Source organism: Streptomyces sp. NPDC005423 (assembly GCF_040606415.1).
In the GTDB taxonomy this organism is placed as follows: Bacteria; Actinomycetota; Actinomycetes; order Streptomycetales; family Streptomycetaceae; genus Streptomyces.
In genome coordinates this window covers 1-16,205 of record NZ_JBEXET010000036.1, presented here as the reverse complement: position 1 = coordinate 16,205, position 16,205 = coordinate 1, and the positions used below count along the sequence as shown (strand labels likewise).

Annotated in this window: 18 protein-coding genes and 1 pseudogene; 8 read left to right on the top strand and 11 right to left on the bottom strand. The window is 70.1% G+C overall.

The features are described from left to right. Positions 1 to 49 precede the first annotated feature (49 nt). Together ABZT12_RS29330 and ABZT12_RS29325 are read right to left on the bottom strand one after the other, a co-directional pair. Complete coding sequence (locus tag ABZT12_RS29330) at positions 50 to 1,030, bottom strand: NADPH:quinone reductase (protein WP_356390049.1); 981 nt, start codon at positions 1,028 to 1,030, stop codon at positions 50 to 52. A 20-nt stretch (positions 1,031 to 1,050) separates the two neighbouring features. Then, entirely contained in the window at positions 1,051 to 1,629 is a 579-nt protein-coding gene (locus tag ABZT12_RS29325) for a PadR family transcriptional regulator (protein WP_356390047.1), read from the bottom strand. Positions 1,630 to 1,662: 33 nt separating this feature from the next. On the opposite strand from ABZT12_RS29325, the gene ABZT12_RS29320 reads away from it, so the two are divergent. Continuing rightward, positions 1,663 to 2,148, top strand: a complete 486-nt coding sequence (locus ABZT12_RS29320) for an ester cyclase (protein WP_356390045.1) — start codon at positions 1,663 to 1,665, stop codon at positions 2,146 to 2,148. 575 nt (positions 2,149 to 2,723) lie between these two features. Here ABZT12_RS29320 and ABZT12_RS29315 read toward each other — a convergent pair. Then, positions 2,724 to 3,020 (bottom strand): DUF6247 family protein, encoded by a 297-nt coding sequence (locus ABZT12_RS29315; protein WP_356390043.1) that lies wholly within the window; start codon positions 3,018 to 3,020, stop codon positions 2,724 to 2,726. A 183-nt stretch (positions 3,021 to 3,203) separates the two neighbouring features. Here ABZT12_RS29315 and ABZT12_RS29310 point away from each other — a divergent pair, with 183 nt between their 5' ends. Beyond that, positions 3,204 to 3,413, top strand: coding sequence for a hypothetical protein (locus ABZT12_RS29310; RefSeq protein ID WP_356390042.1), 210 nt, complete (start codon positions 3,204 to 3,206; stop codon positions 3,411 to 3,413). Between the two features lie 127 nt (positions 3,414 to 3,540). Here the strand turns inward: ABZT12_RS29310 and ABZT12_RS29305 are convergent, their stop codons facing one another. Both ABZT12_RS29305 and ABZT12_RS29300 read right to left on the bottom strand, forming a co-directional pair. Then, complete coding sequence (locus ABZT12_RS29305) at positions 3,541 to 3,912, bottom strand: hypothetical protein (protein ID WP_356390040.1); 372 nt, start codon at positions 3,910 to 3,912, stop codon at positions 3,541 to 3,543. Between the two features lie 31 nt (positions 3,913 to 3,943). Beyond that, entirely contained in the window at positions 3,944 to 4,066 is a 123-nt protein-coding gene (locus tag ABZT12_RS29300) for a hypothetical protein (RefSeq protein ID WP_356390038.1), read from the bottom strand. A gap of 303 nt (positions 4,067 to 4,369) precedes the next feature. Between ABZT12_RS29300 and ABZT12_RS29295 the strand changes: the two genes are divergently transcribed. Further along, positions 4,370 to 5,260 carry a replication-relaxation family protein gene (locus tag ABZT12_RS29295; RefSeq protein ID WP_356390036.1) on the top strand — a complete coding sequence of 297 codons (891 nt, stop codon included), beginning with the start codon at positions 4,370 to 4,372 and terminating at the stop codon, positions 5,258 to 5,260. Between the two features lie 340 nt (positions 5,261 to 5,600). On the opposite strand, the pseudogene ABZT12_RS29290 reads toward ABZT12_RS29295, so the two are convergent. Then, positions 5,601 to 6,050, bottom strand: a pseudogene (locus ABZT12_RS29290) (ATP-binding protein); the annotation flags it as partial. 172 nt (positions 6,051 to 6,222) lie between these two features. Here ABZT12_RS29290 and ABZT12_RS29285 point away from each other — a divergent pair. After that, positions 6,223 to 6,600 carry an STAS domain-containing protein gene (locus ABZT12_RS29285; RefSeq protein ID WP_356390034.1) on the top strand — a complete coding sequence of 126 codons (378 nt, stop codon included), beginning with the start codon at positions 6,223 to 6,225 and terminating at the stop codon, positions 6,598 to 6,600. Between the two features lie 171 nt (positions 6,601 to 6,771). On the opposite strand, the gene ABZT12_RS29280 is transcribed toward ABZT12_RS29285, so the two are convergent. The 4 genes from ABZT12_RS29280 to ABZT12_RS29265 all read right to left on the bottom strand — a co-directional run bounded on the left by ABZT12_RS29280 (position 6,772) and on the right by ABZT12_RS29265 (position 11,007). Then, positions 6,772 to 6,945, bottom strand: a complete 174-nt coding sequence (locus ABZT12_RS29280) for a hypothetical protein (protein WP_356390032.1) — start codon at positions 6,943 to 6,945, stop codon at positions 6,772 to 6,774. Positions 6,946 to 7,184: 239 nt separating this feature from the next. After that, positions 7,185 to 7,463 carry a hypothetical protein gene (locus ABZT12_RS29275; RefSeq protein ID WP_356390031.1) on the bottom strand — a complete coding sequence of 93 codons (279 nt, stop codon included), beginning with the start codon at positions 7,461 to 7,463 and terminating at the stop codon, positions 7,185 to 7,187. Then, positions 7,460 to 8,698, bottom strand: a complete 1,239-nt coding sequence (locus ABZT12_RS29270; protein WP_356390153.1) for an IS256 family transposase — start codon at positions 8,696 to 8,698, stop codon at positions 7,460 to 7,462. The genes ABZT12_RS29275 and ABZT12_RS29270 overlap by 4 nt, the downstream gene beginning before the upstream one ends. A 644-nt stretch (positions 8,699 to 9,342) precedes the next feature. After that, positions 9,343 to 11,007 carry a glycosyltransferase family 39 protein gene (locus tag ABZT12_RS29265; RefSeq protein ID WP_356390029.1) on the bottom strand — a complete coding sequence of 555 codons (1,665 nt, stop codon included), beginning with the start codon at positions 11,005 to 11,007 and terminating at the stop codon, positions 9,343 to 9,345. 209 nt (positions 11,008 to 11,216) lie between these two features. Here ABZT12_RS29265 and ABZT12_RS29260 point away from each other — a divergent pair, with 209 nt between their 5' ends. The 4 genes from ABZT12_RS29260 (at position 11,217) to ABZT12_RS29245 (ending at position 15,228) form a co-directional block, all read left to right on the top strand. Further along, complete coding sequence (locus tag ABZT12_RS29260) at positions 11,217 to 11,612, top strand: GntR family transcriptional regulator (protein WP_356390027.1); 396 nt, start codon at positions 11,217 to 11,219, stop codon at positions 11,610 to 11,612. A gap of 10 nt (positions 11,613 to 11,622) precedes the next feature. Then, positions 11,623 to 12,675 carry an ABC transporter ATP-binding protein gene (locus tag ABZT12_RS29255; protein WP_356390025.1) on the top strand — a complete coding sequence of 351 codons (1,053 nt, stop codon included), beginning with the start codon at positions 11,623 to 11,625 and terminating at the stop codon, positions 12,673 to 12,675. Further along, positions 12,672 to 13,703: a cell wall protein gene (locus tag ABZT12_RS29250; RefSeq protein WP_356390023.1), complete on the top strand. Its 1,032-nt coding sequence runs from the start codon at positions 12,672 to 12,674 to the stop codon at positions 13,701 to 13,703. Before ABZT12_RS29255 ends, ABZT12_RS29250 begins: the two co-directional genes overlap by 4 nt. A 340-nt stretch (positions 13,704 to 14,043) precedes the next feature. Continuing rightward, a complete protein-coding gene (locus tag ABZT12_RS29245) occupies positions 14,044 to 15,228 on the top strand; it encodes an IS701 family transposase (RefSeq protein ID WP_356390151.1) in 1,185 nt (394 codons plus the stop codon). A 206-nt stretch (positions 15,229 to 15,434) separates the two neighbouring features. Here the strand turns inward: ABZT12_RS29245 and ABZT12_RS29240 are convergent. Then, positions 15,435 to 16,205 (bottom strand): IS481 family transposase (locus tag ABZT12_RS29240; protein WP_356390021.1); only part of this gene is annotated, 771 nt, incomplete at its 5' end.

Sequence of the window (16,205 nt, the reverse complement as noted above, 5' to 3'; positions counted from 1 at the left end):
GTCAATGAGACGGGGGTTGCTGGTGACGGGCCGGTGTTCCGAGTCTGCGCTATCGGGGGATGGTGACCAGGATGCGGCCGTGGACACCGCCGGTGTCGACGTGGTCGTGGGCCTTGGTGATGTGGTCCAGCGGGTAGCGGTCGCGGACGTCGACGGTGAGGGCGCCGACGGCGGCGGCGGCGGTGAGGTCGCGGGCGGCCTGGCGCTTGGCCTCGGCGGGGAAGTCGTCGCTGCCGAGCAGCCGGAGGGTGACGTTGTTGAACAGCAGCGGCCAGAAAGGGATTTCGGTGCGGTCTGAGCGGGTGGCATAGGCGGCGATGACGGCATTGTTGGCGGCGACGGCGTTGTCGAGATCGGCGTTGTCGGACAGCGCGACCTCGATGATCCGGTCGACGCCGCGCGGGGCGTACGAGCGGATGGCAGCGGCGGGGTCGCTGGTGTCCAGGGCGATGGCGTGGGCGATGGCCGGGTCGACGCGGTCGAGGTCCGCGGTGCGGCGGACGGTGGCGATCACGGTGGCGCCGGCCCACTGGGCGAGCTGGGCGGCCAGGGAGCCGACGCCGCCAAGGACTCCGTGGACCAGGACCAGTTGGCCGTCGACCGGGCCGTCGGCGAAGACGGTGCGGTGGGCGGTGATGCCGGGGATGCCGAGGCTCGCGCCCAGTTCGTCACTGAGGTGGTCGGGCAGGGGTGGGGCTTGGTGGTCGGGTACGACGGTGTACTGGGCGGCGGTGCCGAAGGGGCGGTAGGACTGGGCGCCGTGTACCCAGACCCGTTGTCCGACGCGGTGGACGTCGACTCCGGCGCCCACGGCGTCGATGACTCCGGCGGCGTCGCTGTGCGGGATCACCCGCGGGAAGGGCATGGACGAGCCGAGCCAGCCGCGCCGTTTCTTGGTGTCGCCGGGGTTGACGCCCGAGACGGTGACGCGGACGCGGACCTCGCCGGGGCCGGGGAGGGGATCAGGGAGTTCACCGACGTGCAGGACATCGGCGGCGGGGCCCTGGGCGTCGTACCAGGAAGCAAGCATGGGGGTACCTCCGGGGGCGGTCAGTTCGCGGGAGCAGCGGGTGCATGCGGATCGCTGTCGGTGCATCCGGTGTCGAATACGGGCGGTTCCTCCCCGAGGGTCTCGCGCAGCCAGGTCCGTTCGGTGCGGCTGGTGGCGCGGGCGGTGAGCAGCATGCCCCGCCGGTAGGGGTCGGCGATCTCCTCGGCACGCAGGGGCCGCTCGTTGTCGTAGAAGAAACTCGCCGGTTCTTCCAGGAACTCCAGCCGTCTGCGCAGCACCGCGTGTTGTTCGGCCACGTCGGGCAGGTGGGAGAGGAAGGCCAGGACGACGTAGAACCGGGTGAAGTCGGTGATCTCGTGGTCGGCGGGCTTGCGTAGACGCTGAAGCATTTCGGCCCGCCCGGCCGCGGTCAGGCTGAGCACGTACCGGGCCGCCCCCGCGGCCGGGTCGGCGCGCCGCTCGATCAAGCCCGCCCTGGTCAGGCGATTGATAGCCGGATACAGGCTGCCGTCGCTGACTGGCCGTGTGTAACCGGTCAGTTGTGAGACGCGGCGGCGCAGCTCGTGTCCAGGCAGGGGTCCCTCGGCGAGGAAGCCGAGTATCGCGAGTTCCAGCATGAGTCCATCTTCGCACGCGAACATCGATTCGATGTGAACATCGAATCGATGTTACGCTCCCAGGTACCCGCCCAAACGTCTTTGGAGAGGCACAGCAAGATGCCATCGCAGTCCGCCGAGTCAGTGATGAACCGTTTCGTCGAGTTCATCAACACGAGTAACGAGGATCTCGCCCGCGAGGTCATTTCTCCGGACGCGGTGTTCCACGCGCCAAGCCACCCGGAACCACTGCGGGGGCCCCATGGGTACATGGAAGTCCTCGGGATGATGCGCAGCGCCTTCCCCGACGTCCAGTGGACGCTGGAGGAGACGGTCACCGAAGGCGACACCGTGGCCGCGCGGTTCACCATGCGGGGAACCCACGACGGTGAATTCTTCGGGATCCCGGCGAGCGGCCACAAGATCTCGGTGCAGGCCATGAACTTCTACTACCTGGCCGACGGCCGGATCGTCGGCGAACGGGGCCAGCCCGATCTCCTCGGGGTGATGCAGCAGATCGGTGCCCTGCCGGCGCCGTGAACCTCGGAGCGCCGCGTGAGCCCGCTATCGCGCGGAACTGCCGCTGCCCGGAGGTACGTCGCCCCGGCAAAAGGGGAAGGCCCACACCGGCCCGCGGGCGGCCGACGCAGGTTCACTGCAAGAGGTTGGCCTTCCACTTGACGCTCCTTGCCATCCAACCCAGTCGGCGCAGGCGGCCAGGGGGCCCGGCCGAAGGAAGCGTAGTCCGCTGACGGAGCCGCACGACAGGGAGATCTGGGGAGTCATAGAAACACCCTTGGGAGTCACACGAAGAACTGCTTCGCCTTCGCACGAAGCGTGGTCGTCAGCCGATCCAGATGATGTCGATGACGCGATGACGTACAGGCGTGAAGCGAGGCGGTTGATCCAGTAGACGGTGGTGAGCTGCCCGACCGCGGCGGAGCGGACGTCTTCGCCTTCGGGGTCGCAGGCGTCGAAGGGCGGGAAGGACCAGGGGTCGCGGGCGGCGATGTCCAGGACGTCCCGGAGCATCTCGTGGGCGTGGTCGGGCAACTCGCGCGCGGTGGCGGCGGCTTGGGGAGACAGGCGGGCGGGCCAGGAGGGGTGCGCGCCTCTCACGTACGGGCGTCCAGGACCTGGTCCAGGTCGAGGCCGTCGGAGTCGTCGCAGCCGCCCGCGAGGAAGGCGTCCACGGCCGGGGCGGCGGCGAGGCGGGCGGTCCAGGTACGCACTACGTCGTTCAGGGGGGCGAGGCTGTAGCTGTGGCGGGCGTCGTCGAGAGCGCGGGCCCAGTCCTGCTCGAAGGCGGGCACCCAGGTGCCGGCGCGCCGGTCGGCCCGCAGATCGGCGAGCAGCTGCGCGGCGGCGGCCGGGGCCGGGGTGGCAGGGGTGTGGTCGGGCTGCACGCTCATCGGCACCTCCAGGCGGGTCTCCCCGCCACGCTACGCGCAACCCCCGGCCAGGGTGCAGGGGTTGACGCACCTCCCCGTACTGCGGGTCCCGCGGGGAAGGGCGCGGCTCGAACAGGCGTGCCGGGGTGGCCGATATTGTGCAGGTGAGGTGGCCGGTAAGCGCCATCTCGGTAGGATCCGCCGTTGAACGCCCCGCCCTCCCCGCCGCCGCCGATCAGGGAGCCCGATCCGTCCGCGCTGACCTGCCCCGGGGACCAGATCGGGGGGTGCGCCAACTGCCAGCGCAAGACCCACAAGTACGGCAGCGGGGGCGTGCCGCTGTGCCGGTGGTGCATGGCGGCCGTGCAGGAGCGGTGGGGTCCCACCGTGCGCCAGATCAGCACCCGCCGCTGAACCTGCCCCGCGGCGGCCGGGGTGGGAGTGTCGCCACCACTTCACGTCATCGTCCCCCGCGAAGACGCGAAACTGAGCCCCGGGCCTGCCGCCCGGGGCTCAGCGCATTCCCGGAGCCGGGGTGCGGTCAGCGCTGGATGTGGGCGCAGGGGGTGCCGTCGGCGTGGTTGAACTCGATGCACAGCCAGGTGCCCGCGCCGAAGCGGCGGTTGAGTTTCCAGTCGACTGTGGACATGCGTGCCAGGCCGTAGGTGAGGGGGGTGGCGTCCTTCCAGCGGGTGAGGACGTGGCGCCGGCCGCCCGGGCCTGTCGTGTAGAGGCGGGCGCGCACGCCGGTGCCGAGGTGGTCGATCCATCCTCCGGCGTGCCGGGCCATCAGGCCCTTGCCCATGACGCTCAGGTTGACCTGGCTGTCCCTCACGGTCGCATCCGCGTGCGCAGGTGCGGCGGTCGCGACCAGGGCGAGGACGGCGAGCGCGGCGGTGATCATTCGCTTCATGCCCGGCCAACTCCCCTGCTCTGTCCGTCGGTCACGGCCGGGCGGTGAGGATCACCCGCACCGGGATGCTGGGGTGTCCGTCGGCGGCGCGCGGTCGTCGGCCGCGCGCGAGCAGCATCCCGCCGGCCCCGATCCCCTCGCCCGCCGCCCTCATCCTGATCCGCCCCGCCCCATTCCTCTTTCTTCCTGCGGTGGGGCGTTGGTGAGGGGGAGTAGAGGGGATGTCGGCCTCCCGACCACACCCGAATCAGCATGGTGACCTGCGGGAATGCGGCGGGGCGGTGCGGGAGCGGGGACGGGTTGTCGGCGGGGTTGTCGGCCCGGTCTGGGGCGGGGTTGTCGGATCGTGACCGTGGTCGGGCCCTGGTGGTCGGCGAGCTGGTTGGGGCCGGCTGGTGGCCTGTCCCGCAGACGGCGCCGTGCGAGGGCGGGGCCGTCTGCGGGAGGGCGAGAAGCGATGGCCGGTGTGGATGCGGGCGGCGGGGACCGGCTGGCGCTGGCGGTGCTGGCGCAGTACCGGCTGGTGACCACGGAGCAGATGCATCTGCTGATCGCGCCGGGGGTGCGGATCGAGCAGACCCGCCGGCGTCTGGCGAAGCTGCGCGGCGAGGGCTTGGTCGAGCGGGTCACGCTGGCGCAGGCCGGACGCACGCGGGTGTGGTTTCCCACCCGCTACGGAGTACAGGTCGCCTGCGAGTGGCCGGAGCTGCGGGGGCGCCGGGCGCCGCGGGCGGTGTCCGATCCGACCGCGGTCCGGCTCAAGACCGGGCACGGGCTGACGGTGTCACAGACGGGGCTCGCCTTCGTCCAGGACGCCCGCCGGCTCGGGGACGTGTGCCCGCCACTGGACTTCATTCCCGAGGTCCACCACCGGCTGGGGGGCGGGGAGGCGGTCATCCCCGACGCACTCCTCTTCTACCGCCGCGGCACTGCCGGCGGCGGGGCGATGCTGCGGGCGTTCATCGAAGTCGACCGCGCCACCATGGGACCCGAACGCCTGTCCGCCAAACTCGCCGCCTACGCCCGGCTGCACGCGTACGTACCCCAATCGGCCGGACGGCGCCCGGCCTATCACCAGGTGCCGGTGGAGGACTGGCGGCGGCACTACCCGCTCTTCCCGCGGCTGCTGTTCGTCCTGGACGGCACGGGCCCCGTCGGCATCGACAACCGGATCGGGGCACTGCGCGCAGCCGCGGAAGAGGGTGCTCTCGCCGGCTTCCTGCGGGAGGTGCCCGTCCTGGCCGCGCCCCTGACCGACCTCCTCCACCACGGCCCGGCCGCACCGGTCTGGCATCGCATCCATCCCGGCCGGGACGGGGAGCGGGTCAGCTGGCACCACCCCGTCTGACGCGTCAGCGGCGTCTCGGGGCCTGCCGCAAGCCAGGATGTGACCCGACTCGGCGCGGCGGCTGGTCGTTTGGCCCGGTATGACGACGCATGCCTGGCCGACGGCTGCCGACCAGAGGTCGGCAGCCCGGACACCTGCTGCTCCATGTAGTCGTCGGCGAGCGGGTAGAGCACCGGGACGGCGGGCACGGCCCCTTCGAAGTAGGCGACCTGGCTTAAGGTCCGCTCCGCTGCGGACCGTGAGGTCCTCCGGGAACTTGCCCGCACCGGGCGCCGCGTGCAGCAGCCCGGGCCGCTCGGGCCGTTTCGCCGGAGATCCGTTCGGCGGGGCTGGTGATCGGAGTGTCCGCCAGGGCGATGCGAACGGTGATGCGTTTGCCGCCCGGTTCCTTGCGGGCTTCGAAGCCCACGGCGACGGCCATCACGATCTCCAGGCCGTGCTGGCCCACCCGGCCGGTGTCCGCGGCTCGGACCGCGGGCAGCACCGGATCGGAATCCCGCACCGCCACCTCGACCGTGTCGCCGTCGATCCGCAGATCCATCAGAACCGGACCCGGAGCGTATTTGAGGGCGTTGGTGACCAGTTCGCTGACCACCAGCCGTGTGAGATCCATGCCGCGCTGGGAGACCAGCAGGCCGTGCTCGGTCTGGCCCCGGGTGAGGAAGGCGGCGGCCAGGTGGCGAGCGTGGGCGATGTCGGGGCCGCTTCCTTCCAGCGCCACCGAGGTCTGCCAGGAGCTGCTGGCGGCCGAGTCCGTGCCGCTGCCGCACCGTGGTTCTGGTTCGCCCATCTACTGCCTTCGCTTCCCGCTCGCGGCCCGCGTCCCCACGCTGTCTGCCGCGTACCCCCGCGGGCAGGGCAGACACTGCTCGCCCGACTGTTGGCTTCACCACCCAAAGGGAACGCCCGTAAGATACTGGGCGGTTCCCGGAGTGAAGATCCGGTGTGCAAAGATCACCGGCATGGCTGAGGGAGAGCTCGTGGGCACCGAACAGGCTGAGCAGCCGGGCCAGCTGTCGGTCGTTTCCACCGCCAGCGAAGGCATCCGCGTGGTGACTCCCACCGGCGAGATCGACCACCACACAGGCCCGACGCTGCGGCAGGCCCTGGACGTCACCGGTGCCACCGGCCCCCGCGTCGTGGTCGACATGCACGGCGTGAGTTTCATGGACTCCACCGGCATCAACATCCTCATCGCCGCCCACCGGGACCTCACCGCGGCCGGCGGATGGCTACGCCTGGCCGCACCCGTCCACGCCGTGCTGCGTACCATCCAGATCGTCGGCGTCGACACCGTCATCGACTGCCACGACACCCTCGCGCAGGCCCTCAACGCCTGATCGATCACCCCGCACGACACCGCAGTGAGCTGCCGGTGACGGTGCTCTCTCAGGCGGCACTCCACTGGTGAGCACGGCCGCCCCGCCACTCGATCCACCGGTCATCGGCGTCAAACGTGACGGATAGCCGTCACGCGGTGACGCGTCCCGCAACGTTGCGGTGCGACCCCTTCAGGTCACGTTGGGGCCGTCTTGGTGGCGTGCCCGCCAGGCGCGGGTGCGGCACTTCGGCGAGCAGTAGACGGAATCCGTGCGCTTGCGCAGGGAGACGGGCAGCGCGCACACCGGGCACCGGGTCTGGCCCCACACGATCCCGCCCCGGATCAGTTCACGGCTGCTCGTCACGGCCCGCTGATAGATGGCGTTGTGGCGCTGGACGCGCCGCCAGTGACGGCTGCGACACGTCGGACCGCAGTAGCGGCGGCGGGGGCCGGCATCACGGGGCAGCGGTGAACGGCACTGCGCGCACCGGCGCAGGGGCGGCTTTCTGGGCACATCCGCCAGCGTCCTCCCGGGATGTGGAACGTCGCGTAATTCCCCACCCGCGGCGCCAACTTCCCCGCCCTATCGTTCGAACGCGCGGATCACGGCTCGGGGATCCATTCCGCGGGTGGGGGTGTGCGGCTGTAGTGGGCTCCTCTGGTGCCGTAGCGGGCGAGGTGGAGGGTTTCGCCGTCGAGCTGGATCTCGGCCGGTGGGGGGTTGGGGACGGAGATCCGCGGGTGGGCGTAGGGGTGGCCTTCGATGAAGAGGGGCTCCCGGTGCCGGTTCCAGCTGTCCGCCCAGCTCTGGGCCTGCTCGCGGGTCCACGGATTCTGCAGGGTCCGTGGGGTCGTGTCCCTCGTCGTGGTGTTGGGGATCAACTGGTGGGCTTGTTCGGGGTGTTGGGTAGCGCCGGGGCGCTTTCGGGGAGTTCGCGGTAGATCTCGTTCATGCTGCCTTCGGGGAGGTAGCGGCGGGGGAAGGCGATCCATTCGTCGTGCATCTCGAAGAGCACGGCGGTGACCAGCCGGATGAGCGCGTCGTCGTTGGGGAAGACCTGGACGACGTCGATCCTGCGCTTGATCTCGCGGTTCACCCGTTCCAGCGGGTTCGTGGACTGGATCTTCCTCCAGTGCCGGGGCGGGAAGTCCACGAACGCGGTCAGGTCTTCCTTCGCCTCCAGCAGCATCGCTTTGACCTTGGGGAACTGGGCGCCGAGCATGTCGGCGACGGTATCCAGCTGAGTGCGCACGAGGCCGGCGGTGGGCTGGGTGAAGATCGTGCGGATCGTCGCGGAGACCATTTCACCGGAGTCCCGGTCGATCACGCTGAAGGCATTGCGCAGGAAATGAACCCTGCACCGCTGCCAGGCGGCGCCGAGCATCACCTTGCGGACCGCAGCGACCAGTCCGGCATGCTGGTCGGTGACGACCAGGCGGACCCCGGACAGGCCGCGCTCTCGCAGCGAGCGCAGGAACTCCTTCCAGAACGCCTCGCTCTCGCTGTCGCCGACCATCAGGCCCAGGACCTCGCGGCCCCCGTCCTCGGTGATGCCGGTGGCGACGACCACGGCCCGGGAGACGATCTGGTGGTTCACCCGTGCTTTGCAGTAGGTCGCGTCCAGGTAGACGTAGGGGAAGCGGACGTGATCCAGAGGACGGGTGCGGAACGCGGTCAGCGGTTCGTCCAGCGCCGCGCAGATCCGGGAGACCTCGGACTTGGAGATGCCGCTGTCCCCGCCGAGGGCTTTGACCAGGTCATCGACGCTGCGGGTGGAGACGCCGTGCACGTATGCCTCCATGATGACGGCGTAGAGGGCCTGGTCAATCCGGCGCCGTCGCTCCAACAGGCTGGGGAAGAAGCTGCCGGTGCGGACCTTGGGAATCTCCAGGTCCAGATCGCCGACCAGCGTGGTGAGCACCCTGTCGCGGTGCCCGTTGCGGATGTTGGTCCGCGTCGGCGTGTGCTCGTTCCACTCCGCGCCGACATGCGCGGTCGCCTCAGCCTCGATCAGCTCCTGCACCATCCGCTCGGCGATGGCGCGGATCAGCTCGATTCCGTCCGTCGAGCGTAGTGACTCAAGGAGCCATATCAGGTCAGACTGGGACAGGGCCATCGTGCACTCCTCGTGGTTGAACTGGGCGTTCACCAAGGAGAGTTACGCGATGGCCCGCCTCCTGTTCAGGGAGCAGTACCCACCCGTGGAAGTGCGCCCCGGGCAGACGCCCGCGCACTCCCGGCCACTGATCCCGTACACCACGACAAGGGACACCATCCGAACGACGGCCCGTTCATCCTCGTCACGCCCCGGTCGTGCCCGTGAAACCATCGTCCAGAACCCGCCTACGAGCACCGTCGACTACCCCACCCCCAGGACAAATGCCCAGCGAAAGAGGAACCGAGCCCTGCCTGCGGACAACTCCCGTTCGACCTGCGGGAGTTCCCTGCCGACGATCCCGGGAGCGGGCTCTGCACCCGAACACAGGGTTCTGCCGATCGGTACGGCGAGCCGTACCCGTTCGACTCAACCGCGGAGGCGTGCGCCGGCTGTCGGTGCGGCCTCGGACGCCGTGTCCGCCAGGCTGAGGGCGTCGTTCGCGAGCTTCGGGTTGGCCGTTTGAGGCACCATGGCTCGAAGCGTCCGGCAGTACGTCACCTGGTCCCGGCTCTGGACAGGCCGAGGGCCTGGCGGCAGTAACCCTGTTCGAGCCCGTGGGCCCCTTTCGTACATGGCCATGCACCCCAGCGACAGGACACCGTTCAGCACACGTCCCTGCGATACACACGCGCGCCCTCGATCTCGGCCACCTGCCGGTAGCCGTCGGCCAACAGGGTGCGCAGTTCCGGGTAGTTGGTGAGGGGATAAGGCGTGTCGAACGAGTCGTCCACGAAGATGCACGGCGGGGTGTGGGCCAGTTCTCGGCGGAAGACGGGCCAGGTGCCGGGGACCGCGTAGGAGGGGCCGACACGACGGATATCGCCGCCACCGCTGAAGTTCGTCAGCAGTCCCGCCGTGAGGTAGCGGCTCGACGGAAGCCGGTCGGACAGCCAGTAGATCTCCGGGTGCATACTCCATACGAAGACCGGCTGCCCCGGTGCAGTGTGGTCGCGCACAAAGGACGCCACCGCTACCGACTTGTCCATCTGCGGGGGCCGGGCCTGCCACGCCCCGGCCGTCCACCACGCGGCGGCCAGCAGGGAGCACACCGCTACGCCCAGAGCGGTCGCCGGCCGTCCGGCACGGCCGACCCGACGACGCAGCAGGGCAGGCCCGGCGAGCGGGGTGCCACAGGCCGCGTCCACCACCCGCAACGCCAACAGCACCAAGGGCGGTGCGAGTTGGAGGAAGTAGTGACCGTAGAAGTGCCAGCCCACCGCGACCGCCATCACGGACGCGAGCAGCCATTCGGCGAGTAGGAGATCGAGGCTGCGGGAGAGCCTGGCGTCGGGCCCCGTTTCGCCTCGGGGCCACACCGTCCGATGCCGCCGGAGCGGTGCCGAGCGAAGGCGCGAATGGCGACGCCATGGCAGCAGGGGTAGCAGGACCGCCACGGCGGCGAACGCTGTCAGCAGGTTGCCGAAGCCGGCTGCGGCGCGGCCTGCCACGTGCAGCGCGCCGAGCGGTGACGTCGCGTACGAGCCCGAGGAGAGGAACACCCAGAAAGCGAAGCGGTGCGCCCCGAGGCTGAGGGCGCAGATCACCACGGGAGCCGCCGCGCCCACGGCCAGAGCGACCGCGTCCCGACGTCGTCGACTCCCGCCGAGGGCGAGCGGTATCAGCGGCAACAGGGGGGCGAAGCCGACCTGTTTGGTCAGAGCGGCGAGGGCGACGGCCAGTCCCGCAGCCAGGAAGCGTCCCTTGATCCCGGAGTAGAGCGCTGCCACGGTCGCGGGGAGCAAGAAGATCTCAAAAGTGGCGGCCATCGCATCCGGTGCGGGCAGTGCCGCGGAGGCCGTCACCGTCATCACTCCGGCGGGCAGCGCCGCCCAGGTGCCCAGCAGCCGGCTCGCCGTGCGCGCGGTGAGGATCGCGGTGACACCGAGCGAAACGACCGCTGCCACTCGTACCACCGCGAGTCCGTTGTTCCCCGCCACGGCGAAGCACGCCTCGTACAGCCAGGGCATCAGTGGCGGCTTGCGGTCCACGACGTCGTCGTACAGGTGACCTCCGTTGTGCAGCATCGCCGCCTGGGTGGCGAGGTAGCCCTCGTCCGGGCTCCAGAACGGGCGGCGGAAGGACGGCAGTCTCACCACCAGGGTCAGGAGGCAGAGCAGGACCGACTCGGTGACTGAGGACTGGGCGATGCGACTCCGGACCCGCGGACGGACGGAGGGCAGCCCCGAGACGACGTCGGCGGTGTTCGCCCGGGCATTCGCGGAGACGGGAGGACTGAGCGTCCGGGGCCGGTCCATGTCCGTGGGCATGGCGAAACTCCCTCGATATGTCCACTACCTACTTAGTGGACTGAGTCTCAGGTGAGGGCCCCGCTCGTGTCAAACACCTCTCGCGCCGCAGGGGCACGCACGCCCGGATGGGCAGTGAGCTGCGAGGCAAGTGGCGGAGGGAAGGGGGCGCCGATATGCGGCAGCCCAAAGCAGGTCCACTACTCAGCTAGTGGTGACATAGTGGGCCTGTGGATTTTCGAATCGAGCGGCACAACGGCGTGGCTCCGTATCAGCAGATCATTCAGCAGACCAAGCAGGCGTTGCGGCTCGGCCAGCTCGTGCCCGGTGACATGCTGCCGTCGGCCTCGGCGGTGGTCGCGGCGACGGCGGTCAATCCGAACACCGTCCTCAAGGCATACCGGGAACTGGAGCGGGAAGGACTGGTCGACACCCGCCAGGGCCGGGGGACGTTCGTACGGGCATCACTCGCGCAGCCGGCCACACAGGCGGGCTCGCCCCTGCGTGACGAGCTGCGCGTCTGGATGGCCACGGCCCGCGCCGGCGGACTGGAACGCGAGGACGTGGCCGCGCTGCTGGCCGCCGAACTCGACGTCTTCTTCCCCCGGCCGGTCGGCTCACGGTGATCGAGGAGCGATGAACCACCCCCTCGACCCGTCCGCCGCACACCAGGACGACGGCCCTTACGCCAGCGGCCCCTACCGCAACGGCTCTCACGACAGTGGCTCCTACGGCGGCGACGCTCCGGACGCTTCTCCCGCACTTGAAGCTGTCGGCCTCGGCCTCCGCGGTGGGGACGAATGGGCTCTGCGCGCCGGGGACTTCACTGTTCCCCGTGGACGCGTCGTCGGTCTCGTCGGACCCAACGGCTCAGGCAAGACCGCCCTGCTCACCGTGGCGGCCGGGCTGCGGCCCGTCGACGCGGGAGCCCTGCGTGTCCTCGGCCGCGCTCCGGGCACCCCCGCCGTCCTGCCCCGCGTCGGCGTGCTACTCCAGGACCGCCCGCTGGAAAGGGGGTTCACCGTCGCGGAGACGCTGCGCTTGGGACGGGCCCTCAACCCCGGCTGGAATGAAGCGGCGGCCCGCGCGATCATCGACGACTGCGGCATACCCCTGCGGGCCCGTGTCGGTCGCCTCTCCACCGGTCAGCGCACGTGTGTCGGGCTCGCCCTGGCGCTGAGCAAAGAACCGGAGCTGCTGCTGCTCGACGAGCCGATGGCCGACCTCGATCCCCAGCGTCGCCTCGCCTTGACCGGCGTCCTCATGAAGCGCGCCGCGGAGCACGGCACCACCATCGTCATGTCGACCCACGCCCTCTCGGAGCTGCACCTGGTCTGTGACCACGTCCTGCTGATGGCCCGGGGACGCGTGCTCCTGGCCGACGACACGGAGTTCGTGGAGGCGGCGCACAGCCTGATGACCTTCACCTGCCCCGACGCCGCCACGCCGGCGATACCCCCGCGGATGGGCACGGTGATCGAGACGCGCCGCAGCGGACGTGTCCTCAGCGTGCTGGTCCGTTTCCCGCTCACCACCGACGGCGCCGTGAGCACCGCCGCACCGTCCCTTGAAGAAATCCTGTTGGCCTATCTGCGCAATCCGCAGGCCGCACCGCTGATCGCCGGACGCTTCACGGCCAAGGCCCCGGCACCCGGCTCTCCGGACACGCAGGACCGGCGGGCGCGGTGAACGTACGCATCGTCATTCGCCGCCTGGCCGTCGGTCCTGCGGCGGGACTCGCCTGGCTGGCCTGGCGGCAGCACCGCGTGGCCCACTGGACGGCACTCGCCCTCGCCGCCCTGGCTGCGGTCTGGGGAGTGTGGCAGCACGCCCAGCTCGTCAGCGCGGTGGAGAGCTGGGCCACGAACTGCCCCCACGGTCGCGCCCTCGGCGCCGAGGGACCGTCAGTGTGCGACGGCACGCCCCGCGCCGTCAGCACCATCATGACGGCGGCCCGCGCGCCTCTGCGTTTCCTTCCTGTCGCGGTCGGCGCACTGCTCGGCGCCCCGCTGTTCGCGCAGACCCTCAAGGACGGCACCCACCGGCTCGCCTGGACCCAGTCCGTCAGCCGTCGGCAATGGGCCGCCGCCAAATTGTGCGTGACCGGGGGCGTCACCGTCGTCGCCGCGCTCCTGATCACCACGCCGGTCACCTGGTGGTGGTCCACCATCCGGCATGGACGTACCGCCACCGGCCCGCTCGGCACGGCATGGCGCGACACCACCCCCCAGAGCGACTGGTCCTATCTGCCCTACACCGGCCCCGCTGGCGTCGCACATCTCCTTCTCGCCCTCGCCACCGGTGCCGCCGTCGGTCTGCTGCTGCGCCGTGTCCTCGCCGCGGTCGCCGTCTCGGCCGCCGTCACCCTCGCCGTCCAGACCGGACTGGAGAAACTGAGGCCCCATCTGCTCACCCCGTCCGTCAGGCGAACCTACAGCGACGCGTTCCCCGACCGCATTCTCAATGCCTGGCACCTCGATCAGGGCTACACCCACGCGGACGGCTCACTCACCGCCACGTCCCCCTGCCCGCCCAGCACTTGGGAGGCCCTGCAGCAGTGCGAGCACACGCGGCACATCACGGGTACCTACAGCCGCGACCTCGACCCGCAGCAGTTCCTTCCCCTGCAATGGATCGAGACGTGGATCTGCCTCACGGCGACCGCCCTCCTCGCCGCCTCCTGCCTTGTTCACGTCCGACGAATGAGAGCCCGGTGACTGCGAATCGCCGGGCGCCGCGCTTGTCATCACTGTGCCGGTGCTGGTCGAGGAGGTACAGCTTGCGGAGCAGCGCCGGGAAGGCCCGCACTGCTATCCACCACGTGCTCCGGTGTTTCCACGGCTGCTGCGAGCCTGCGGGATCTAGTACTCCAGCAGGATTTTGCTGTCTGACCTGGTCTTTCGCCGGGCGGCCGGAGTATAGCGCGGCTTCGATCGTGTGGGGGCGGTCTCACGGGGACCGCCCCTCGATCGTGCGACAACGTCGCAGGTAGTGACAGCGGCGGGGCAGCCTCCGAGGGTGATCACCGAGTATGCCGCCGCGCAGTGGGACCTCGAACTGGATGATCTCTTCCTGACCATCGGGCACCGCTTCGGCCGAGTCGAGCTCCGCCGACGCATGCGTGACTACGTACGCGGGCTGCTCGCTCCGGTGGCCCGCAAGAACAGCTGGCAGCTGGCCGAACAGGCCGGCTACCGCACGCCTGACGGGCTGCAGCACCTCCTCGCCGGATCGAAGTGGGAGCCCGATGACATCCGCGACGACCTGCAGGAATACGTTGCCGACAAGCTCGGCGAGACCGACGGCGTCCTGATCATCGACGACACCGGGTTCATCAAGAAGGGCACCACCTCAGCCGGGGTCCAGCGCCAGTACTCCGGAACCGCCGGCCGGACCGAGAACTGCCAGATCGGCGTCTTCGCCGCCTACGCCTCCGCCCGCGGCCGGGTTCTGGTCGACCGCGAGCTCTACCTCCCGAAGTCCTGGACCGAGGACCGGGAACGCTGCCGCACCGCGAGGGTCCCCGACGAGCGGGAGTTCGCCACCAAGGGCGAACTGGCCCGGCACATCGTGTTGCGGGCCCTCGCCTCGCCACTGCCTATCGCCTGGGTCACCGCGGACTCCGCCTACGGCCAGGACAACCGCTTCCGCCGGCTGCTGGAACAGTCAGGTGTCGGCTACGTACTGGCCGTCCCCAAGTCCCAGTTCAGCGTGGGCTGTTCACGGATCGAGGGCCTGTTCACGCAGGCTCCGGACGAAGCGTGGGAGAAGATCTCCTGCGGCGACGGCGCGAAGGGGCCCCGTGTTTACCACTGGGCAGCAGTGCGGCTGCCGGCCGTCGCCGAGTTCGACTACCAGGGCGAGGTCCCCCACCGGATGCGGTGGGCACTGGCCCGGCGCAGCATCAGCAAGCCCGACGAGATCGCCTACTACCTCGCCTACGCGCCCCTTCAGACCACGGTCCAGGAACTGGTGCGGGTCGCCGGGGCGCGCTGGGCGATCGAGGAGTGCTTCCAGGCGGCGAAGAACGAGTGCGGCCTGGACCAGTACGAGGTCCGCCGCTACGTGGGCTGGTATCGGCACATCACTCTGGCCATGCTCGCGCACGCCTTCCTGGCCGCTACGGCACACCAGGTCCGGGAAAAGGGGGTGGAACAGGTGGGACGGCCGGGGTCATCGGGCTCACAGTGGCGGAGGTTCGGCGACTCCTGGCAGCTTGTCGTGCCCGGCCCCCGCACCTGAGTGGACACCGCGGACGACGTCACGCGCTGAGCTGGTCGAACTGGCGCCGCCGGCGCCAAGCAGTCGCCCGCCGCTGTCACTACCTGCGACGTTGTCGCACGATCGAGGGGCGGTCCCCGTGAGACCGCCCCCACACGATCGAAGCCGCGCTATACTCCGGCCGCCCGGCGAAAGACCAGGTCAGACAGCAAAATCCTGCTGGAGTACTAGGTGTATTGACCCGTGAGGTTGGGGACGCGGCTGGCGGGTGGTTGGCCCTTGAGCGCGGTGTGTCCGCGGTGGTGATTGTAGGTGTGCAGCCATTGCGGGAACGCTTCGCGGCGCTCGGCTTCTGACTGGTAGGGGCGGGCGTAGGCCCACTCGTCGAGCAGGGTGCGGTTGAAGCGTTCGACCTTGCCGTTGGTCTGGGGCCGGTAGGGGCGGGTGCGTTTGTGGGTGATCCCGGCCGCCGCCAGAGCATCGCGCCAGTCGCGGGAGCGGTAGCAGGAGCCGTTGTCGGTCAGCACGCGCTCGACGGTGATCCCGGCCTGGGTGAAGAACGCCTGGGCGCGGGACCAGAAGCCGGTGGCGGTCTCCTTCTTCTCGTCTACGTGGATCTCGCTGTAGGCGAGGCGGGAGTGGTCGTCGACGGCGGTGTGCAGGTAGCTGTAGCCGCCGGCGGCGCGGTTCTTGCGGCCTGCCTGCCGGCCCAGAGTCCTGTGTCCGCCGCCGTCGGGGATGTTGCCGAGTTTCTTGATGTCGACGTGGACCAGGTCGCCCGGGCGGTCGCGTTCGTAGCGGCGTATGACATGGCCGGTGGCCCGGTCCAGATGGGTGAGGCGGGCCAGGCCGTAGCGGGTCAGCACGCGGTGCACGGTCGAGGGCACCAGGTGCAGCAGGTGCGCGATGCGGGCCGGTCCCCAGCGGCGCAGGAGGCGGACCTTGATGATCCGGCGCTCGGTGCGGGTCGGGGTGCGGCGCGGGCTGGTGCGTGGGCG